This window comes from Microbacterium sp. M1A1_1b, assembly GCF_053345565.1.
The window spans coordinates 500,398-520,455 of sequence record NZ_JBKFAJ010000001.1; the positions used below are offsets into that span (position 1 = coordinate 500,398).

General features: G+C 70.2%; 14 protein-coding genes. 5 read left to right on the forward strand and 9 right to left on the reverse strand.

The annotated features are described in order from the left end of the window. Positions 1-116: 116 nt before the first annotated feature. The gene (locus ACLBWP_RS02430; protein WP_243563864.1) at positions 117-1,049 is read right to left on the reverse strand and encodes a proteasome assembly chaperone family protein; all 933 of its coding nucleotides are present in this window, start codon (positions 1,047-1,049) and stop codon (positions 117-119) included. A 76-nt stretch (positions 1,050-1,125) separates the two neighbouring features. Here ACLBWP_RS02430 and ACLBWP_RS02435 point away from each other — a divergent pair, with 76 nt between their 5' ends. From ACLBWP_RS02435 to sucB, 3 genes are all read left to right on the forward strand, one after another. Next, entirely contained in the window at positions 1,126-2,607 is a 1,482-nt protein-coding gene (locus ACLBWP_RS02435; RefSeq protein ID WP_447653887.1) for a leucyl aminopeptidase, read from the forward strand. 170 nt (positions 2,608-2,777) lie between these two features. Continuing rightward, positions 2,778-4,151 carry a dihydrolipoyl dehydrogenase gene (gene lpdA / locus ACLBWP_RS02440; protein WP_447653888.1) on the forward strand — a complete coding sequence of 458 codons (1,374 nt, stop codon included), beginning with the start codon at positions 2,778-2,780 and terminating at the stop codon, positions 4,149-4,151. A 64-nt stretch (positions 4,152-4,215) separates the two neighbouring features. Continuing rightward, entirely contained in the window at positions 4,216-5,727 is a 1,512-nt protein-coding gene (gene sucB / locus ACLBWP_RS02445) for a 2-oxoglutarate dehydrogenase, E2 component, dihydrolipoamide succinyltransferase (RefSeq protein ID WP_447653889.1), read from the forward strand. Positions 5,728-5,810: 83 nt separating this feature from the next. Here sucB and ACLBWP_RS02450 read toward each other — a convergent pair whose 3' ends face one another. Continuing rightward, positions 5,811-6,635, reverse strand: a complete 825-nt coding sequence (locus ACLBWP_RS02450) for a hypothetical protein (RefSeq protein WP_447653890.1) — start codon at positions 6,633-6,635, stop codon at positions 5,811-5,813. Positions 6,636-6,763: 128 nt separating this feature from the next. On the opposite strand from ACLBWP_RS02450, the gene ACLBWP_RS02455 reads away from it, so the two are divergent. Beyond that, entirely contained in the window at positions 6,764-7,477 is a 714-nt protein-coding gene (locus ACLBWP_RS02455) for a DUF4191 family protein (protein WP_243563869.1), read from the forward strand. 286 nt (positions 7,478-7,763) lie between these two features. Here the strand turns inward: ACLBWP_RS02455 and ACLBWP_RS02460 are convergent, their stop codons facing one another. Further along, complete coding sequence (locus ACLBWP_RS02460; protein WP_447653891.1) at positions 7,764-8,201, reverse strand: RDD family protein; 438 nt, start codon at positions 8,199-8,201, stop codon at positions 7,764-7,766. A 141-nt stretch (positions 8,202-8,342) separates the two neighbouring features. Between ACLBWP_RS02460 and glnA (ACLBWP_RS02465) the strand changes: the two genes are divergently transcribed. Continuing rightward, complete coding sequence (gene glnA / locus ACLBWP_RS02465) at positions 8,343-9,767, forward strand: type I glutamate--ammonia ligase (RefSeq protein ID WP_071275783.1); 1,425 nt, start codon at positions 8,343-8,345, stop codon at positions 9,765-9,767. Positions 9,768-10,158: 391 nt separating this feature from the next. Here the strand turns inward: glnA (ACLBWP_RS02465) and ACLBWP_RS02470 are convergent, their stop codons facing one another. The 6 genes from ACLBWP_RS02470 to ACLBWP_RS02495 form a co-directional block, all read right to left on the reverse strand. Continuing rightward, positions 10,159-11,586, reverse strand: a complete 1,428-nt coding sequence (locus ACLBWP_RS02470; protein WP_447653892.1) for a UDP-glucose dehydrogenase family protein — start codon at positions 11,584-11,586, stop codon at positions 10,159-10,161. Next, the gene (locus tag ACLBWP_RS02475) at positions 11,583-13,094 is read right to left on the reverse strand and encodes a glycosyl hydrolase (RefSeq protein ID WP_447653893.1); all 1,512 of its coding nucleotides are present in this window, start codon (positions 13,092-13,094) and stop codon (positions 11,583-11,585) included. The genes ACLBWP_RS02470 and ACLBWP_RS02475 overlap by 4 nt, the downstream gene beginning before the upstream one ends. Beyond that, positions 13,087-14,694, reverse strand: a complete 1,608-nt coding sequence (locus ACLBWP_RS02480; RefSeq protein ID WP_447653894.1) for a glycosyltransferase family 2 protein — start codon at positions 14,692-14,694, stop codon at positions 13,087-13,089. The genes ACLBWP_RS02475 and ACLBWP_RS02480 overlap by 8 nt, the downstream gene beginning before the upstream one ends. A gap of 501 nt (positions 14,695-15,195) precedes the next feature. After that, positions 15,196-18,150, reverse strand: a complete 2,955-nt coding sequence (locus ACLBWP_RS02485) for a bifunctional [glutamine synthetase] adenylyltransferase/[glutamine synthetase]-adenylyl-L-tyrosine phosphorylase (RefSeq protein WP_447653895.1) — start codon at positions 18,148-18,150, stop codon at positions 15,196-15,198. 148 nt (positions 18,151-18,298) lie between these two features. After that, positions 18,299-19,636 (reverse strand): type I glutamate--ammonia ligase, encoded by a 1,338-nt coding sequence (gene glnA, locus ACLBWP_RS02490; RefSeq protein WP_447653896.1) that lies wholly within the window; start codon positions 19,634-19,636, stop codon positions 18,299-18,301. Between the two features lie 177 nt (positions 19,637-19,813). Continuing rightward, the gene (locus ACLBWP_RS02495; protein WP_447653897.1) at positions 19,814-19,990 is read right to left on the reverse strand and encodes an SPOR domain-containing protein; all 177 of its coding nucleotides are present in this window, start codon (positions 19,988-19,990) and stop codon (positions 19,814-19,816) included. Positions 19,991-20,058: the final 68 nt, after the last annotated feature.

The following is a 20,058-nucleotide window of genomic DNA, read 5'->3' on the forward strand; positions in this document are numbered from 1 at the left end:
CCCCGGCGGCCTGTGGAGGACGTGCGGCGTGCGCCGGACCTGTGGAGGGCCTCCAGTCCGTCACGGGAGGCACGGTGCGCGTCCGCGACACCGGTCGCGTCCGGTGGCGGCCGGTCTCAGTCGTCGGTTGCGTCACCGTCGACGCGGCGGTCCGCCAGGAAGCGCTCGAGCTCCGCGGCGATCGCGTCGGCGGTGGGCACCTCGCCGTCGACGTTCGTGAGCGGCGACGCGACCGCGTTGCCCTCCATGTAGGTGTCGTGCCGTTCCTCGAGCGCGGCGACCAGCCGCTGCAACTCGCCGTTGCCCGCCACCTGCTCGTCCACCCGCGCCAGGAAGTCACGGCCCTCTTCGCGCAGGGCGTCGGTCGGGAAGATCAGCCCCGTCGAGGCGGAGATGCCGGACAGCGCGGCGACCGCGGCGTCCGGGTACTCGGTGTCGGACAGGTAGTGCGGCACGAGCAGCACGAGCCCCGTGACCTGCTGGTCGAGTTCGGAGAGTCGGTGCTCGACCAGGTGCAGGACGTTCGCCGGCGCCTGGGTCTGCGGCTTCCAGACGCTCATCGACTCGATCAGGTCGGCCCGGGTGCCCGAGACGGTCATGTTGATCGCACGGGTGTGCGGCACGGGCATCGGGATGGACTGCACCCACGTCGTGTCGACGACCTGCAGCTGGGCGGCCAGGTCGGTCACCGCGCGGACGAAGCGGTTCCACTGGAAGTCCGGCTCGTACCCGGACAGGAACAGGAACGGCTGCCCGAGTTCGTCGCGCACCAGGTGCAGGGCGAGTCGGGGCGGCTCCACCGCGCTGATGTGGTCGTGGTCGAACGTGATCACCGGACGACGGGCCCGCCAGTCGAGCAGCACGTCGGGGTCGAACTCGGCGACCAGACGGGTCTCGAGGCGCTCGGTGATGGCGGTGGTCACCTGGGCCACGGCAGATCCGGCGTCCGCGAACCCGGTCAGCCCGGCGACCAGGTGGAGGCCGGCCGGCACCGTCGGGGCGGATGCGTCGAAGGTGTAGAGGTCCTCGGGGTGGTTCACCGTTCCCATGCTAGGCGGGGCGTTCGTCCACACCTGCTGCGCAACCCACGCCGACAGCGAACAGGACGTGGGTAGGGTCGGGGACATGGTCCGACCAACGCTCTCCACCGACAGTTCCTCCCCCTCCGCGATCTCGGCCGACGTGCTCGTCGTCGGCGTCCGCCCCGGTACCGACGGGGCTCCGGCGTCCCTCGCCACGCCCGCCACCGGTGACCTCGGCGCACTCGACGGGCTGGACCTGGCCGCGATCGGTGCGACCGGCGCCAAGGACCAGCTCGTCCGGATCCCGGCGACCGACCTCGCCGCGGGCAGCATCGCCCTGATCGGGCTGGGGTCGGGTACCGACGCCGCGGCCGTGCGCTCCGCCGCCGGCAGCGCCGTCCGGCAGCTCCCCCAGGTCGCGTCGATCGCGCTCGCCCTGCCGACCGACTCCGCCGAGCTCGTCGACGCCGCACTCGAGGGCGCCGCACTCGGTGCCTACGCCTTCACGCGCCACAAGGGCGCTGGTACGACCACGCCCGCACGCGGCTCGCAGGCCGTCACGGTGCTCGCACCGTCCTCGGTCGCAGCCGACGCGACCGTGCGTCCGGCCGTCGTCGCGGACGCCGCCGCACTGGTCCGCGACCTGGTCAACACCGCCGCCGGCGACCTCGGCCCGGCCGACGTCGCGTCCGTCGCGACGGACCTGGCCGCCGATCTGCCGCTCACCGTCGAGGTGCTCGACGAGACCGCGCTGGCCGAGCAGGGCTTCGGCGGCATCCTCGGGGTGGGCGTCGGATCCGTCCGTCCCCCGCGGCTGGTCGTCGTCCGCTACGCGCCGGAGTCCGCCACGAAGCACCTGGCCCTGGTCGGCAAGGGCATCACGTTCGACTCCGGCGGGCTCTCGCTGAAGCCCGCCGCGGGGATGCTCGGCATGAAGACCGACATGACGGGCGCCGCCACGGTGCTCGCCACCACGGTCGCCGCCGCCCGACTGGGCCTCGACGTCAAGGTCACCGCGTGGCTGTGCCTGGCCGAGAACATGCCCTCCGGCTCGGCGACCCGCCCCGGCGACGTCCTCACGCTCAAGAACGGCAAGACCGTCGAGGTCACCAACACCGACGCCGAAGGCCGACTGGTGCTGGGCGACGGCCTGGTCGCGGCCACGCTCGAGCAGCCCGACGCCGTCGTCGACGTCGCGACGCTGACCGGCGCACAGGTCGTCGCGCTCGGTGACCGCACCACCGGGCTGATGGGCACCGACGACCTCGTCGCGCAGATCCGTGCCGTCGCGTCGGGCGTCGCCGAGCCGATCTGGCCGATGCCGCTGCCCGAGGAACTCGATGCACGGCTGGCCAGCGAGGTCGCCGACATGGTGAACGCAACCGTCGGCAACCCGGCCGGCGGGATGCTGCTGGCGGGCAAGTTCCTCGAGCGCTTCATCGAGGGCGACGTCCCCTGGGCACACCTGGACATCGCGGGTCCGTCGGAGAACAAGGGCGGTGGCTACGGGTGGCTCGGCAAGGGCGCGACCGGGGTCATGGTCCGCACACTCATCTCGCTCGCAGAAGAGCTCCAGTCCAAGTAGTAGGTTGGGTTCCGGCGGGGCGGCCGCTCCAGCGCCACCCGCCGGAACGAACGGGACGGGACCGGAACCATGCGGTCCGACCGACGGATGCCGCATCGGTGGTGTCCGAGTGCGGGCCAGTGTCCACCACAACGGATCCGGCCCCGACACGCACGAGGGAGTAGCACCAGGTGACGGAACAGACTTACGACGTCGTGGTCCTCGGTGGCGGTAGCGGCGGGTACGCCGCAGCGCTGCGGGCGGCCGAGCTCGGGATGAGCGTCGCGCTCATCGAGGGCGACAAGCTCGGGGGGACGTGCCTGCACCGCGGCTGCATCCCGACCAAGGCACTGCTGCACTCGGCCGAGGTCGCCGACGCCACGCGCGACGCCGAGAAGTACGGCGTGATCGCGGAGTTCGCCGGCGTCGAGGTCCCGAAGGTCATCGAGTACCAGCAGGGCGTCATCAACTCCAAGTACAAGGGCCTGCAGGGCCTGATCAAGGCCCGCGGCATCACCGTGGTCGAGGGCTGGGGCCGCCTGACCTCGCAGACCACCGTGCAGGTCGGCGACCAGACCGTCACCGGCAAGAACGTCGTGCTGGCCACCGGTTCCTACTCCAAGTCCCTGCCGGGCCTCGAGCTCGGTGGCCGCGTGATCAGCTCCGAGACCGCGCTCAAGATGGACTACGTGCCCAACAAGGTCGTCATCCTGGGCGGCGGCGTGATCGGCGTCGAGTTCGCCAGCGTCTGGAAGTCGTTCGGCGCCGAGGTCACCATCGTCGAGGCGCTCCCGCACCTGATCCCAGCCGAGGACGAGTCCATGTCCAAGCAGCTCGAGCGCGCGTTCCGCAAGCGCGGCATCGAGTTCTCGCTCGGCGTGCGGTTCCAGGGCGTCGAACAGCACGAGAACGGCGTCGTCGTGACGCTCGAGGACGGCAAGACCTTCGACGGTGACGTCCTGCTCGTGGCCGTCGGTCGTGGCCCGGTCACGCAGAACGTCGGCTACGACGAGGTCGGCGTGGCGATGGACCGCGGCTACGTCACCACGAACGAGCGCCTGGCCACGAACGTGCCGAACGTCTACGCCGTCGGCGACATCGTCCCCGGCCTGCAGCTCGCACACCGCGGCTTCCAGCAGGGCATCTTCGTCGCCGAGGAGATCGCCGGGCTCAACCCGGTCATCATCGAGGACAAGAACATCCCCAAGGTCACCTACTCCGACCCCGAGGTCGCTTCGGTCGGGCTCTCGCAGGCCAAGGCCGAAGAGCAGTACGGTGCCGACAAGATCGACATGTACGAGTACAACCTGGCCGGCAACGGCAAGAGCCACATCATCGGCACGTCCGGCGCGGTGAAGGTCGTGCGGGTCATCGACGGCCCCGTCGTCGGCGTCAGCATGATCGGCGCCCGCGTCGGCGAGCTCATCGGTGAAGCCCAGCTCGCCGTGAACTGGGAAGCCCACCCCGAGGACGTCGCCCCCCTCGTGCACGCGCACCCCACGCAGAGCGAGGCCCTCGGCGAGGCGTTCCTGCACCTGGCGGGCAAGCCGCTGCACGCACTGTGAGCACGGCAGCGCGCACCATGACATCCACCACCACGAACCACCCCTGCGACAAGGAGTCCACCCGATGAGCGAATCCGTCAACCTCCCGCCGCTCGGCGAGAGCGTCACCGAGGGCACGGTGACCCGATGGCTGAAGAACGTCGGTGACCGGGTCGAGGTCGACGAGCCGCTGCTCGAGGTCTCGACCGACAAGGTCGACACCGAGATCCCGTCGCCGATCGCCGGCGTCGTCGAAGAGATCCTGGTGGGCGAGGACGAGACCGTCGAGGTCGGGACGCCCCTGGTGAAGATCGGCGACGGCAGCGGGTCGTCCGACTCCGGTTCCGACGCGGGATCCGACGCTGCGCAGGACGACTCGTCGAACGAGGCCGCTGCCGACGCCGAGCCCGAAGCAGCTCCGAGCACCGAGCAGGACACCGAGACCCCGGCTCCGCAGCCCGCCCAGCCCGAGCCGACCCCGGCCGGCCAGACCCAGCCCGCGGCTCCGGCCGCCCCGTCGGCGCCGCCCGCGGCGTCGCCGGTCCCCCAGGCCGCTCCGGTGCCGCCGCCCGCGGCAGCTCCGGCGCCCCCGGCAGCGGTTCCGGCTCCGGCCGCCGCGGCGTCGAGTGCTCCGGCAGCTTCGGCCGCCGTGCCGAACCCGACGCAGACCGGTGCCGCATCGGGCTACGTCACCCCGCTGGTGCGCAAGCTCGCCAACGAGCAGGGCGTGGACCTGTCCACCGTGACCGGCACCGGTGTCGGTGGCCGCATCCGGAAGGAGGACGTGCTCGCCGCCGTCCCCGCCGCTCCGGCAGCAGGCGCCTCGGCCCAGGGCGGCTCGGCTCCGGCCGCGTCCGGGCCGTTCGTCGCCGAGGTCTCGCCGCTCCGTGGCACCCGCGAGAAGATGACGCGTCTGCGCAAGGTCGTCGCCGAGCGTGCCGTGCAGTCGATGACGTCGACCGCGCAGCTCACCAGCGTGGTCGAGGTCGACGTGACGAAGGTCGCGCAGTTCCGCGACGCGCACAAGGCCGAGTTCCTCGAGAAGACCGGTTCGAAGCTGTCCTTCATGCCGTTCTTCGCCCTGGCGGCGTCCGAGGCGCTCAAGGCGCACCCGAAGATCAACTCGACCGTCGAGGGCGAGGAGATCGTGTACCCGGAGACCGAGAACGTCTCGATCGCCGTCGACACCGAGCGCGGTCTGCTCACCCCGGTGATCAAGGACGCCGCGTCGCTCGACCTGGCGCAGTTCTCGAAGTCGATCGCCGACCTGGCCGAGCGCACGCGCAACAACCAGCTCAAGCCCGACGAGCTCGCCGGCGGCACGTTTACCCTGACCAACACCGGTTCGCGTGGCGCGCTGTTCGACACCCCCGTCGTGTTCCTGCCGCAGTCGGCGATCCTGGGCACCGGCATCGTCACGAAGCGCCCCGCGGTCGTGAAGGTCGACGGCCAAGAGGCCATCGCGATCCGTTCGTTCGTGTACCTGGCGCTGTCGTACGACCACCGGATCATCGACGGTGCGGACGCCTCGCGGTACCTGGTCGCGGTGAAGAACCGCCTCGAAGAAGGCAACTTCGCCCCGAACCTGGGGTACTGACCCCAGGTCCGACCAGCACGGCCCGTCCGACGGCCCCGGTTCTCCCTGGTGGGAGCCGGGGCCGTCGGCGTCCGAGCGCCGCGTCACGGTGGTGTCCCGAGGGCGAACACACCGGCTGCAGCGACCCCGACCACGACGACACCACCGACCAGCAGCCGTCGAGCGGAGACGCGCAGTCCGCCGGGGACCGGGACGCCCTGTTCGACGAGCCGCCGCACGGTGCCGGTCAGGTCACCCACCGCCGGCTCGGCAGGACCAGCGAAGACGAAGTCGTCCCGCGGCGGCTCCCATCGCACCGGCCGCGGAGGACCACCGCCGCGAACGACCTCGAGCAACCGCAGCACGTCCGGCACGCCGCCGTCGAGTGCGTCGGCCACGGCCTGGTCCACCGTCCGTCGGCAGGGCTCGCGCGGGTCGACACGTTCCCACACCGACCGGACGGCGAACAGCAGCGCGGTCGCACCGGGCACCTGGGTCGACCGGCTGACCGAGGAGACGTGGCGCCGGTCCGGCACGTCGGTCTCGGCGTCCGTTCCGGCGTCGACATCGGCGTCCGGCGGGTGGTCGACCAGCACCGTCACCCCGGCGTCGTCGACCAGGACGTCGTCCGGACGGGCGTGGCCGAGCAGCATCGAACCGGCCCGCGCCTGCGCCGCCAGTTCGATCAGCGGCACGGTCAACGTGACGGCCACCCCCACCGTCGGGGTCCCGATGCGGTCGAGTGCATCGGGCAGTCGGGTCCCCCGCAGCGACTCCGCCCGGACCACGAGCCGTCCCGCCGGGTCACGCCCGACGGCGGCGACACGCACGCAGTGCGTCGGCTCGGCCGCCGCGCGGTCCGCGACCCAGGCTGCGAACGGACCGGTGTCCGCGCCGGTCCACCAGTGTTCCACCGTGATCGTCTCCATGCGGACCAGCCTGTCGGGGGTGAGCGGGGCCTCCTGGCCGTATCGGCGATCTGTGGAGAACCCCCGTCCGACCACAGCCTGTTCACCTGCGGTCCACGATCGGTCGACCAGGCCGTATCCTTGACGGCATGGCACGCAAGAGCACAACCGACACGAAGGCGAAGGAGCCGGGGCGTCTCAAGCAGATGTTCCAGGTCTTCCAGATGACCCGTCGGGCCGACCCGACGTCGATCTGGTGGTTCGCCGCCGCGTTCCTCGTCCCGGTCGTCCTCGGGGTGGTGCTCGCGCTCGTGCTGCCCGGGCAGAACTGGCTGGCTGTCGTCCTGTGGATCGTCGCCGGTGTGCTGCTCGGTGTGCTGCTGTTCCTGATCGTGCTCGGTCGCCTGGCCGAGCGGGCCGCGTACTCGCAGATCGAAGGACAGCCCGGTGCCGTGGGTGCCGTGCTGACGAACTCGCTCCGTCGCCAGTGGCGTTCGAGCGAGATGCCCGTCGCCGTCCACGGGCGTTCGCAGGCAGCCGTGTACCGCGCTGTCGGTACCCCCGGCGTCGTGCTCATCACCGAGGGCTCGCTCGGCAACCTCTCGCGTCAGGTCGACGAAGAGCGCCGCAAGGTCCAGCGGATCGTCCCGAACGTCCCCGTGCACGTGGTGCACGTGGGTGACGGCGACGACGCGGTGACCCTGCACAAGCTGCCCCGCGCGATGAACAAGTACAAGAAGTCGCTCAACCGCAACGAGGTCCTGGCGGTCGCGAACCGCCTCGACTCGCTCACCCAGAGCCCGGCGTCCGCCATCCCGAAGGGCATCGACCCGACGCGCGTGCGTGCTGGTCGTCCGCGCTGATCACCCGCTGACCTGACGAACGCCCTCGGCCGCCCGGTCGGGGGCGTTCGTGTGTCTGGCGCAGGGCTGCGTCTGCCGGGTCAGCACCGCGCGCCGCGCCGCACCGCGCCGCGTGCTGCACCGGTGCGAGGTTGGTCGGCCGGTGCCAGGAAACGACCTCGCACCGAACGACCTACCGGGCACAGCGCGCCCCGCGGCCGGTCAACCGGGCACGGTGCTGCCTCGCGAGCGACGACCACGAACGACGGCCACGAACGGCGAGCGACGAACCGCCCCGTGCACCCGGTCAACGACGCACGAGCACCGTGCCCACCGCGGCGTCGTGCAGCGGCCGACCGTCCTTCGCGTGGATGAGCGCCGGCACCACCAGGCAGAGCAGCACGGTGCGCACCACCGGACGCCAGACCCCGACGTACCCGCCGCGGATCGGCACGACACGCAACCCCACACACACGTGGCCGAACGACCCGGACAGCAGCGCGATGAAGACCACCTGCAGCGCCGCGAAGATGCCGAGCGTCGCGAAGTTGCCCGCCGCGCCGTACGTCCCGATCGCCAGCGAGATGACCGAGGCCAGCGCCCAGTCGATGACGAGCCCACCGATGCGCCGACCGATCCCGCTCATCGACCGAGGGCCCGATTCCGGCAGCCCGAGCAGCTTGCCCGGCCAGGAGTCCGACGAGCCGGCGGCAGCAGCGGACGAGGGTGGAGTGGAGCGGGCCATACCCTGAGTTTAGGCGCGCACCCCGTGCGTAACACGCCCGAAACAACGTAGTCACGTCCGGGAAACCCCACGTCAATACCCTCGTCGGAGGGTGCCTCCAGGTTCCCTCGACCAACACCCAACCATTGGAGAACGACTCACATGTTCAGTGATTCCTCCGAGGTGCTCGCCTTCATCAAGGACACGGACGTCAAGTTCCTCGACATCCGGTTCACGGACCTCCCCGGGGTCCAGCAGCACTTCAACATCCCCGCGTCCACGGTCGACGAGGACTTCTTCTCGGTCGGGCAGCTCTTCGACGGCTCGTCGATCCGCGGTTTCGCGTCGATCCACGAGTCCGACATGCAGCTCATCCCGGACGTGACGACCGCGTACGTCGACCCGTTCCGCGCTGAGCGGACGCTGATCATGGTCTTCGACATCTACAACCCGCGCAACGGCGAGATCTACAGCCGTGACCCGCGCCAGGTCGCCAAGAAGGCCGAGAAGTACCTCGCCTCGACCGGCATCGCGGACACCGCGTTCTTCGCCCCCGAAGCCGAGTTCTACATCTTCGACGACGTCCGCTACTCGGTCACGCAGAACGAGTCGTTCTACGCGGTCGACTCGGAAGAGGGCGCCTGGAACACCGGTCGCACCGAAGAGGGCGGCAACCTCGCCAACAAGACCCCGTACAAGGGCGGCTACTTCCCCGTGTCGCCGGTCGACAAGACGGCCGACCTGCGCGACGACATCTCGCTCAAGCTGATCGACTCGGGCCTCGAGCTCGAGCGTGCGCACCACGAGGTGGGCACCGGCGGCCAGCAGGAGATCAACTACAAGTTCGACACGATGGTCCACGCCGCGGACGACATCCTGAAGTTCAAGTACATCGTCAAGAACACGGCCGAGCAGTGGGGCAAGGTCGCCACCTTCATGCCGAAGCCGATCTTCGGTGACAACGGCTCGGGCATGCACACGCACCAGTCGCTCTGGTCCGACGGCACCCCGTTGTTCTACGACGAGAACGGCTACGGCGGGCTCTCCGACCTCGCCCGCTGGTACATCGGCGGCCTGCTCAAGCACGCTCCCGCCGTCCTGGCGTTCACGAACCCGACGATCAACTCGTACCACCGTCTGATCCCGGGCTTCGAGGCCCCCGTCAACCTCGTCTACTCGGCGGGCAACCGCTCGGCCTCGATCCGCATCCCGATCACGGGTACGAACCCGAAGGCCAAGCGCATCGAGTTCCGCGCGCCCGACGCCTCCGGCAACCCGTACCTGGCGTTCGCCGTGCAGCTGATGGCGGGCCTGGACGGCATCCAGAACCGCATCGAGCCGCACGAGCCCGTCGACAAGGACCTGTACGAGCTCCCCCCGGAAGAGGCGAAGAACATCCCGCAGGTGCCGGCCTCGCTCGACGCCGCGCTCGCAGCGCTCGAGGCGGACCACGAGTTCCTGCTCAAGGGGAACGTCTTCACCGAGGACCTCATCCAGACCTGGATCGACTACAAGCGCGAGAACGAGATCCTGCCGATGGCGCAGCGTCCGCACCCGTTCGAGTACGAGCTGTACTTCGGCGTCTGAGTTCGAGTTCGACCCGCACGACACGAAGGGCCCCGCACCGTCAGGTGCGGGGCCCTTCCGCATGCGGCGCTGAGACTCGGCGATGCGGACAGGATGCGCGCGCGGGACGGCGCAGATTGTCCGCCGGGCCGAGACTCGGCGCGGCTGTGCGGGGGTGGGTCGCGGACCGACCGCCTGGAGGCCCGGTGCCGGTCCGGCGGACCGGCACCGGGCCTCCAGGCGGTGGCGATCGCACGCGCGCAGCCGGGACTCGGCGATGCGGACGGAATGCGCCCGCGGGACGGCGCACGCTGTCCGCCGGGCCGAGACTCGGCGCACGAGACGGACCAGGGCCAGGCGCGCGCGAACGAGGTCCGTGCCGCCCCGGCACGGACCCCGTCTGCTGCGGTGACTAGCGGCTCGTGGCCAACGAGTCGGAGGTCCCCGCTGCCACGCTCACGGGTGCACCCGCGACCGGTGTGGGCCGTCCCAGGGAACGGACGGTCCACCCCGCCTTGACCCAGTCCTGGACCGGGAGACAGTTGCGCGCGTCGATGACCACGCGACGCCCGACGAGCTCACCCAGCGCGACCGGGTCGGCACCGATGACCTCGTCCCACTCGGTGAGCACCAGCACGATGTCGGCACCCTCGATCGCGTCGGTCATCGACGTCGTGTAGCTCAGCGTCGGGAACGACCGCTTGGCCGTCTCCATCGCCTCGGGGTCCCACAGCGTGACCTGGGCGCCGCGCAGGTGCAGCGCCGCGGCGACGTTGAGCGCCGGCGAGTCGCGGACGTCGTCGGTGAGCGGCTTGAACGCGGCACCGATCACGGCGATGCGGCGGTTGAGCACCGATCCCCCGGCCGAGTCGATCGCCATGTCGATGACCCGCTGCCGCTGGCCCATGTTGATCTCGTCGACCTGCTGCATGAGCCCGACGACCTGCCCGGCACCGATCTCGTTCGCCCGGTACATGAGCGCGCGGATGTCCTTCGGCAGGCACCCGCCACCGAAGCCGAGTCCGGCGTTGAGGAACTTGCGGCCGATGCGCGCGTCGTGGCCCAGGGCATCGGCGAGTGTGGTGACGTCGGCTCCGGTGATCGCGCACATCTCGGAGATCGCGTTGATGAACGAGATCTTCGTGGCGAGGAACGCGTTCGCGCTGACCTTGACGAGCTCGGCGGTGGCCAGGTCGGTCGTGATGACCGGCGTGCCCTCGCTGATCGGCGCGGCGTACACCTCGCGGATGACCGCGTCGGCGGCGGCAGAGGCACCACCCCACACCAGACGGTCCGGGTGCAGCGTGTCGTCGACCGCCTTGCCCTCGCGCAGGAACTCGGGGTTCCAGATGAGCTCCGCGGTGATGCCGGCGGGCGTGAACTCGCGGACGATGCCGCGCACGCGGGCCGCCGTGCCGACCGGCACGGTCGACTTGCCGACGATCAGGCCCGGGTGGGTGAGGTTCTCGGCGACGCCGCGGGTGGCGTTCTCGACGTAGGTCAGGTTCGCGGCGTGCGACCCGGCCTTCTGCGGGGTTCCGACGCAGACGAAGTGCACGTCGGCGGCGGCCACGGCCTCGGAGATCGAGGCCGTGAAGCGCAGGCGTCCGGTCGCCACGTGCTTCGTGATCAGTTCGGGCAGCCCGGGCTCGTAGAACGGGACCTCACCGGCGGACAGTGCGGCGAGCTTCGCCGGGTCGACGTCCACACCGATGGTCTCGAAGCCCATCTCGGCCATGGCGGCGGCGTGGGTGGCACCGAGGTAGCCGGTGCCGATCACACTGATGACGGGGGCCGGTCGGACGTCGGCGGCGGACGGGGTCTTCTTCGGAGCACTCACTGGGTGACCTCCTGCAGGTCGTAGTCGGTGTCGGTGCGCTTGATGCCGTCCACGAAGGCCTGGAGGCTGTCAGAACGCGAGTTGAGGCGCCAGTCGTTGGTGGAACGGACGCCGTCCACCACGGTGGTCGCGGTCTCGGAGAAGTACGAGAACCCGATGACGTCGTCGTTGGCCGGCTGCGCGAGGGCGTCGAAGAGCGAGGTGATCCACTTCGCCTTCTGACCGCCCGACACCGAGGTGCCGGACTCGGTCGCGCCGATCTCGCTCAGCAGGATCTTCTTGCCCGGAGCCACCTGCCGCAGCTGCGCCACGGTGGCGCCGAAGGTGTTCTGGAACGTCGGGTCCTCGCTGGCGGTGCGGTAGTAGCCGCTCATGCCGACCCAGTCCACGTCGTCGGCACCCGGGTAGTACTCCTTCAGGTAGTCGAGCGTCTGGTACTTGGCGTTGCCGAGCTTGTCGATGCGGCTCGGCGCCCAGTTCCAGATGACGTAGTCGTTGGCACCCTGCTTCGCGAAGACGTCGTGCACGTGCTGCCACATGGCGACGTACGACCCCTGCGCGTTCTGCTGGTCCTTGCCCTCGGACCAGTTGTACCAAGAGCCGTTCATCTCGTGGTCGAGCCGGATGACCATCGGCTGCCCGTTCGCCTTGAGCGCGTCGGCGTACTTGGTCAGGTAGGCGTCGAACTTGCCGGAGATGATGTCCTGGTTCGTGTAGCCCGCGACGAACTTCTGGTCGTTGCCGGTCTGCGCGGGGGCGGACTCCCACGTCATGAGCGGCAGACGGCCGTTCGCCCACGCCCGCTGGACGGCGTTCGCGTTGAAGTCCTGGTCGAAGCCCTGGAAGAACCCGACCATGTTCGTGGCCTTGCCGACGGCCTGGGACACCTGGTCGTACTCGGCCCAGTTGAACGGCGACTGCGCGGTGTACAGCCCGTACCAGCGCGACGGCTGGGCCAGGATCTGCTGCTTGGTCGGGACGGCGACCGGGGTGGTCGTCGGGTCCTTGGACGGACCGGTGTTCGGGTTCGTGACGCCCCCGCCGGAACTGGCGGTGTGCGTGCCGGAACCCGACCCGCCGGACGAGGACGAGCCTCCCGTCCCGCTGGCGGACGAACCGGAGCCGGACTTGCCGGCGGCCTGCGCCTGGGCCGAACCGAGCTGGGACTGCAGCGAGGCGATCTGTGCCTTGAGCTGCGCGAGCTGGTCACCGCGTGAACCGGACTGGGCGCTCGTGGACTTGAGCTGTCCCTCGAGCTTCCAGATCTGCTTCTGGGCGGCGGTCAGCTTGGTCTGCAGGACCTCCGGGTCGGCAGCCTTGTCCGAGGCCGTCTTGACGCCCAGGGCGTGGTGGACGGCGGTGGCGACGGGGCTGGACGGGGACACCCAGACGGACCAGGTGATCAGGCCGAGCGCCAGGACGATGGCGGTGGTGCCGACGGCCGTGCGCTTGGCGTGCTTGCTGGACGGAGCCCACCAGCTGTGGGAGGAGCGGAACAGGTCAGACAATGAGGAACGCCTCCAGGGCGAAGACGGCGATGCCGATGCAGTACGGGATGGCCGCGTAGGGGTTGTAGCGACGGACCTTGGTGGGCTTGGCGGCGGGCGCAGCGTGTGCGCCGGCCGTGGCGGCCGAAGCCGTCGCGGCGGCCGCTTCGCGCCGGGTCGCCAGGACCGTCGAAGTCGAGTTGGTGGACACGTCCAGCTCGCGACCGTGCGCCGCGGCGGACGGTCCGAACAGGTCGTCGAACGCCCGGTCCGCGGCGGCCTGGTCGTCCGTCACCGGCCCGATGCGGTCGACCGGGCTGACCGGCGTCTGCCCACCGGGGGCGACGGGCTGCGCGGCCTCGGTCTCCATCGGTCCGCCGGCGTAGGCACCGGCGCGGGTCCCCCAGCCGCTGGCGTGCGCCAGACGGAAGAACCCGATCAGGCGGATCGGCATCAGGAAGAAGGTCGACACGATGATGAACATCGGCAGGCGGAAGAAGTCGCTGGGCTTCTCGGCCAGGTGCCGCATCTGCCGGATGGCCATGCTCAGCACGCTCGACACGACCATCAGGCCGGCGACGTAGACGAAGCCCGTCGAGAAGCCGTACTGGTGCAGGATCCCCTGGTACAGGTTCTCGCCCTGCCCGGTGATGGCGCGGTAGATCCAGCCGGCGATCACGCCGAACAGCATGAACGGCAGGATGATGTCGGTGATGAAGAACAGCGCCAGGATCGGTGCGTGCCCGATCATCCAGGGCAGCATGCGCAGCGTGTTGTACTGCGAGCCGCGGGCCCAGCGGAGCTGCTGCTTGAACAGCTTCTTCACCTGCAGCGGGGCGTCCGTGTAGACCAGCGAGGTGTACTGGTAGACGGTCCGGTAGCCCTCCTTGAGCGTCAGGTTCGTCAGCGTCCGGTCGTCGGACACCTCGAGGAACACGCCCATGAACTTCTCGTGCATGAACCTGTCCATGACCCGCACCAGGATGTTCCGGCGGAACGCGATCGTGCGCCCGGGCAGGCAGCCGATCTGCCCGAGGACGCTCTGCGCGGGCATCGAGTACAGCGCGCGGGAGTTCTCGAGCCAGTCCGCCCAGCGGGTGATCCACGAGCGGGTGGGCTCGAGGATGCGCTGGCGGGTCGTGACACCACCGACGGACTCGTCGGCGAAGGGCTTCAGCAGCTCCTCGAGCGCGCCGGGCGTCCAGACGGTGTCGGAGTCGACCAGGACGGTGATGTCACCGGTGGACATCTCGGTGCCGACCTTGACGGCGTTGCGCTTGCCGGGGATCGGGGTGTGGGTCCAGCGGACGAGTGGGGCGAACTCGTCGCAGACCTCCTCGAGGGCCTCGTTGCGCGCGCCGTTGATGACGACGATGATCTCGCCGGGACGCTGCTCGACCATGCGGCCGATCACGTCACGGAACAGGTCGAGTGGCTCGTCCACCACCGGGACGACGACACTCGTCGTCCCGGTGTACGTGCCGGTGAAGGGGCGGTAGCGGGCGGACAGCACGACCTTGAGCAACCAGAGCAGCCAGATCACCATGGAGTACACGGCGAAGAGGTAGAACTCGGGGTGCCCGTCGACCATCTGCCTGATCTGCAGAATGAAGGTGAACATCGATCCCTGCTTCAACGTTCGGGGTGGAGATTCCGCGCCATCGGGAAATCGGGGGTCGGTTCGGGTGCCACCATTCATGCATCTCGGAGGGTGCCGGTGCAACGTGACCCTCACTCGGGGGCGTTTCGGATTCGTTACGGGGTACACCCCTGTCCCCTGCCCGCCGCCCCGGATCTGTCCCCCCGGTTGCTGTCAGCAGATGTGTGGACCGCGCCATCGGACTCTGGTACCGCTCCCACCCTGGACACCAGCCGGGAGGCTCTGCTCACCAACAGCGGAAATCCCTGGTCAGCAGATGGTCGGGTACACAGGATGCCGGTCGCCGTCCACGCGGTCGCCCCACGGGCGCGCGGTCACGTCGAGCATCCGGCCCGCGGCACCCGCGCAGGTCCACCGGGGTACATCCAGGCCTGCTTGGGGGACGACATCCGAAACGCAGAATTCACCTGCGGCGACCCGACCCTGAGGGGCCGAACAGGGCGTCCCGGGCGTGTCGAGGCGTCAGACCGTGCCGTAGAACTCGCGCTCGAACACCTGCCGCGCACGCCGCGTGATGCCGAGGTAGTCCTCTTCGAGCTGCGACGCCGACCCGGGCGGGTACTCCATCAGGCGGGCGACGCCCTCGAGCTGGATCCGGTCGACGGGCAGCACGTCGGTGGTCTTGCCCGACCACAGCACCAGGGCGCTCCGGGTCCGTGAGGCGAACCGCCACGCCGCAGCCAGCCGCTCGCCGTCCTCGGGCGCCACGAGCCCCTCGGCGACGGCCCCCGCCAGCGCATCGAGGGTCGAGGTCGTCCGCAGCGCCGGGACCCGCAGCGCACCCTGCAGCTGCAGGAGCTGCACGAACCACTCCACGTCGCTGAGCGAGCCACGACCGAGCTTCAGGTGCCGGGCCGGGTCCGCACCGCGCGGCAGCCGTTCGGACTCGACCCGGGCCTTGATGCGGCGGACCTCGCGCACCTCGCGGTCGGCGATGGACGCCGGGTAGCGCGTGCGGTCCGCCAGGTGCTCGAAGTCGCGCAGCAGGGCATCGTCACCGACAGCACCGCGGGCTCGCAGCAGCGCCTGCGCCTCCCATGTCAGCGACCACCGGGCGTAGTACGCGCCGTAGGACTCGAGGGTGCGGACGACGGGCCCGTTCTTCCCCTCGGGACGCAGGTCGTTGTCGAGGTCGAACGGGTAGATCGTGTCCTCGGTCAGCCGGTTCAGCTCGCGCACGATCGTCTGGGCCGCACGCGACGCGGTCTCCGGCGGCACGGCGGGTGCGCGGTACACGTACAGGACGTCGGCGTCCGAGCCGAAGCCGAGTTCACGCCCGCCGTACCGGCCCATCGCGATGATGCCGAACTGCAGGCCGTCCGGCGCGTCGCGGCGCGCCAGGTCGAGCGCGCCGGTCAGGGTGGCCTCGGTGATGTCGCTCAGCGCCGGTCCCAGCTGGTCGACGTCGAGTCGGCCGAGCGTCGCGGCGATCCCGAGTCGCAGGGTCTCGCGGCGACGGACGGACCGCAGCAGCGACGCGGCAGCATCGACGTCGTCACCGTGTCGGGCCGTGGTGGCCCGGACCTCGGACAGCAACGCGCCGATCGGCCGCGGCGTCAGCAGCGTGTCGGGTTCGTCGAGCCACGCGACGGCCTCGGGGAAGCGCTCGAGCAGCCCGGCCAGGAACGCCGACTCCGACAACACCGTCGTCAGGCTGTGCGCTGCACCCGAGGAGTCCCGCAGCATCCGCAGGAACCAGCTGGACTCGCCGAGCGTGTCGCTCAGCCGCCGGAACGCCAGCAGCGCCCGGTCCGGGGCCGGTCCCTCGGCCATCCACCGCAACAGGACCGGCAGCAGGTTCCGCTGGATGGCCGCACGACGCGAGGTGCCCTGGGTGAGCGCGCGGATGTGGCGCAGGGCACCGTCCGGGTCGGCGAAGCCGATCGCGGCGAGGCGGTCACGCGCCTGGCCGCTCGTCAGGACGATGCCCCCGTCCGATGCCGCGACGGCGGAGAGCAGCGGCCGGTAGAACAGGCGCTCGTGCAGGCCGCGGACCTCGAGCTTCACCGAACGCCACCGGGCCTCGAGTGCGGTGGCGCCCGTCGCGACACCGCTGGAACGCGCCAGGATCCGCAACTCGTCCTCGTCGGCCGGCATCATGTGCGTCCGCTGCAGCTGACGGAGCTGGATGCGGTGCTCCAGCACCCGCAGCAGCGCGTAGTCCGGGCCGAACCGCGCGGCCTCGGGACGCCCGACGTAGCCGGCTTCGGTCAGTGCGTCCATCGCCTCGAGGGTGGATCGGACGCGGACGCTCTCGTCGTCCTGCCCGTGCACGAGCTGCAGCAGCTGCACCGTGAACTCGACGTCACGCAGGCCGCCCGGCCCGAGCTTGAGCTGGCGGTCCACCTCGGCGTCCGGGATGTGGTCCGTCACGCGCTCGCGCATGCGCTGCACGGACTCGACGAACCCCGGTCGCTTCGACGACCGCCAGACGAAGGGCGCCACTGCCGCGCTGTAGCGCTCCCCCAGGTCCATCGACCCCGCGATCGGCCGCGCCTTGAGCAGCGCCTGGAACTCCCACTCCTTGGCCCAGCGCTCGTAGTACGCCACGTGCGAGTCGAGCGTCCGGACCAGCGCGCCGTCCTTGCCCTCGGGCCGCAGGTTGGCGTCGACCTCCCACAGCGCGGGCTCGGCTGCGAGGTCGGTGATGACGTGCGTCGCCGCGATCGCGATCCGGGTCGCGATGCGCACGGCCTTGTCGGTGTCGACCGTGTCGTTCGGCTCGGTGACGAAGATGACGTCGACGTCGCTGACGTAGTTGAGCTCGCGGGCCCCGGCCTTGCCCATCGCGATGACCGCCAGCGGTGTCGCGGCGACCTGCTCGGCCGGGAACGGGACCTCGCGGCGCGCGACGTCGACCGCGACGTCGAGCGCGGCCCCGGCCAGGTCGGCCAGCCCGGCGGCCACGGCGGGGAACGCGAGCGTCGGCGACGGGTGCAGCACGTCGTAGAGCGCGATCTGGGCGAGGTGCCGGCGGTAGCGCACCCGCAGGCGCATCCGGGCGGCCTCGTCGGTGGCACCGTCGACCGCCTGCGTCAACGACTCGGTGTACTCCGCCTGGGTCCGCGGCTCGGTGACCGGACGCAGCAACAGGTCGAGCTCGGCCGGGCGCCGCTGCAGGAACTCACCGAGCCCCACCGAGGCGCCGAGCAGCCGCACCAGCCGCTCCGTGGCTGCCTGGTCGTCGAGGATCGGGCGCAAGGCGTCGCGGTGGGCCTCGACCAGGCGTTCCAAGCGTCGCAGTGCCCCGTCCGGGTCGGCGGTCGACGACCACAGCGCCGGCCACGTGCTGACCGACACCGGCAGATCGGTGCCGAACCGGCCCTCCAACGCGGACAGCCGCTCCAGGCTCTCCGACAGCTCCGCGAAGCCCAGCCGGGCCAGCTCGGAGCGCGACGTCTTCGTCCGTCCTGTCACGTTCTCTCCCGATCGACCCGGCCTGGCGCGGAGCTGCTTATGGGTACCTGGCGCAGAGCTGCCTGTGGGTACTGTGGCGCGGAGCTGCCTGTGGGTAGCCTGGCGCGGAACTGCCTGTGGGTACCTGGCGCGGAGCTGCCTGTGGGTACTACAGCATGCCCAGGTTCGTGTCCAGCTCGAACGGCGTGACCTGGTCGCGGTAACGCTTCCACTCCTGCCGCTTGTTCAGCAGCACGAAGTTGAACACCTGCTCGCCGAGGGTCTCGGCCACGAGCTCGGAGTCCTCCATCAGGGACAGCGCGTGGTCGAGACTTGCCGGCAGCTGCGCGTACCCGAGGGCCTTGCGCTCGGAGTCAGACAGGCTCCAGACGTTGTCCTCGGCTTCGGCGGGGAGCTCGTAGCCCTCTTCGATGCCCTTCAGGCCCGCCGCCAGCAGCAGGGAGTACGCCAGGTAGGGGTTCGCCGCGGAGTCGATGCCGCGGTACTCGATGCGGGACGACTGGCCCTTGTTGGGCTTGTACAGCGGCACGCGCACCAGGGCCGAGCGGTTGTTGTGGCCCCACGTGACGAACGAGGGGGCTTCGTCGCCGCCCCACAGGCGCTTGTACGAGTTGACGAACTGGTTGGTCACCGCGGTGATCTCGGGCGCGTGCTTGAGCACGCCGGCGATGAACTGCCGGGCGGTGGCAGAGAGCTGGTACTCGCCGCCGGGCTCGTAGAACGCGTTCTGGTCGCCCTCGAACAGCGAGACGTGCGTGTGCATGCCGGAGCCGGGCTGGCCGGAGATCGGCTTCGGCATGAAGGTCGCGTAGACCCCCTGCTCGATCGCCACTTCCTTGACCACGGTGCGGAACGTCATGATGTTGTCGGCCATGGTGAGCGCGTCGGCGTAGCGCAGGTCGATCTCGTTCTGGCCGGGGCCGGCTTCGTGGTGCGAGAACTCCACCGAGATGCCGAGGTCCTCGAGCATGCGGACGGCACGACGACGGAAGTCGTGCGCGCTGCCGCCGGGGACGTTGTCGAAGTAGCCGGCCTGGTCGACGGGCTTGGGGCCGCCGTCCTTCCAGTCGCGGTCCTTGAGCAGGTAGAACTCGATCTCGGGGTGCGTGTAGAACGTGAACCCACGCTCGCTCGCGCGGGCCAGCGTGCGCTTGAGCACGTTGCGCGGATCGGCCACGGCGGGCTGCCCGTCGGGCGTGGCGATGTCGCAGAACATCCGCGCGGTGGGGTCGATCTCGCCGCGCCACGGCAGGATCTGGAACGTCGAGGGGTCCGGGTGGGCCAGCACGTCGGCTTCGTACGAGCGGCTGAGGCCCTCGATCGCGGAGCCGTCGAAGCCGATGCCCTCGGCGAACGCGCCCTCGACCTCGGCCGGGGCGATTGCGACCGACTTCAGGGTCCCGATGACGTCCGTGAACCAGAGTCGGATGAACTTGATGCCACGCTCTTCGATGGTGCGGAGCACGAAGTCCGTCTGCTTGTCCATGCACGCCCTCTCCGTGGTGCTCGGACCGGTCCGGCCCGTCCCGCACAGCCTATTGCGGATGTCTGCGCCCGCGCGACGCCTGTGGACGGCGCGGCGCATCCGTGGACGTGATCCGTGACGGACGGGAGGCCCGGTGCGTTCCCGGCACCGGGCCTCCTGTCCGTCAGGTGCTCGCGATCAGGACTCCTCGTCCCACTGCTCGTTGTTCGCCTTGATCCGATCGAGGGCGTGCTCGGCTTCATCGCGGGTCTCGAACGGACCGATCCGGTCGCGCTGCGGGGACTGCGGGCCCTGTTCGACGGTGTGGGTCTTGTCGTTGAACCACCACTGGGACTCGATGCGTTCGTCGCTCATGCCGTCACCGTACTCGGGCATCACACCCGGGATGCTCTCAGCGTCGCGCACAGCATGCGCATATGGTC

Bases quoted from the DNA above. Each gene is read 5' to 3' on its own strand.
- ACLBWP_RS02430 (WP_243563864.1), bottom strand. From the start codon at position 1,049: ATGGGAACGGTGAACCACCCCGAGGACCTCTACACCTTCGACGCATCC.
- ACLBWP_RS02435 (WP_447653887.1), top strand. From the start codon at position 1,126: ATGGTCCGACCAACGCTCTCCACCGACAGTTCCTCCCCCTCCGCGATC.
- sucB (WP_447653889.1), top strand. From the start codon at position 4,216: ATGAGCGAATCCGTCAACCTCCCGCCGCTCGGCGAGAGCGTCACCGAG.
- ACLBWP_RS02450 (WP_447653890.1), bottom strand. From the start codon at position 6,635: ATGGAGACGATCACGGTGGAACACTGGTGGACCGGCGCGGACACCGGT.
- ACLBWP_RS02455 (WP_243563869.1), top strand. From the start codon at position 6,764: ATGGCACGCAAGAGCACAACCGACACGAAGGCGAAGGAGCCGGGGCGT.
- ACLBWP_RS02460 (WP_447653891.1), bottom strand. From the start codon at position 8,201: ATGGCCCGCTCCACTCCACCCTCGTCCGCTGCTGCCGCCGGCTCGTCG.
- glnA (WP_071275783.1), top strand. From the start codon at position 8,343: ATGTTCAGTGATTCCTCCGAGGTGCTCGCCTTCATCAAGGACACGGAC.
- ACLBWP_RS02480 (WP_447653894.1), bottom strand. From the start codon at position 14,694: ATGTTCACCTTCATTCTGCAGATCAGGCAGATGGTCGACGGGCACCCC.
- glnA (WP_447653896.1), bottom strand. From the start codon at position 19,636: ATGGACAAGCAGACGGACTTCGTGCTCCGCACCATCGAAGAGCGTGGC.
- ACLBWP_RS02495 (WP_447653897.1), bottom strand. From the start codon at position 19,990: ATGAGCGACGAACGCATCGAGTCCCAGTGGTGGTTCAACGACAAGACC.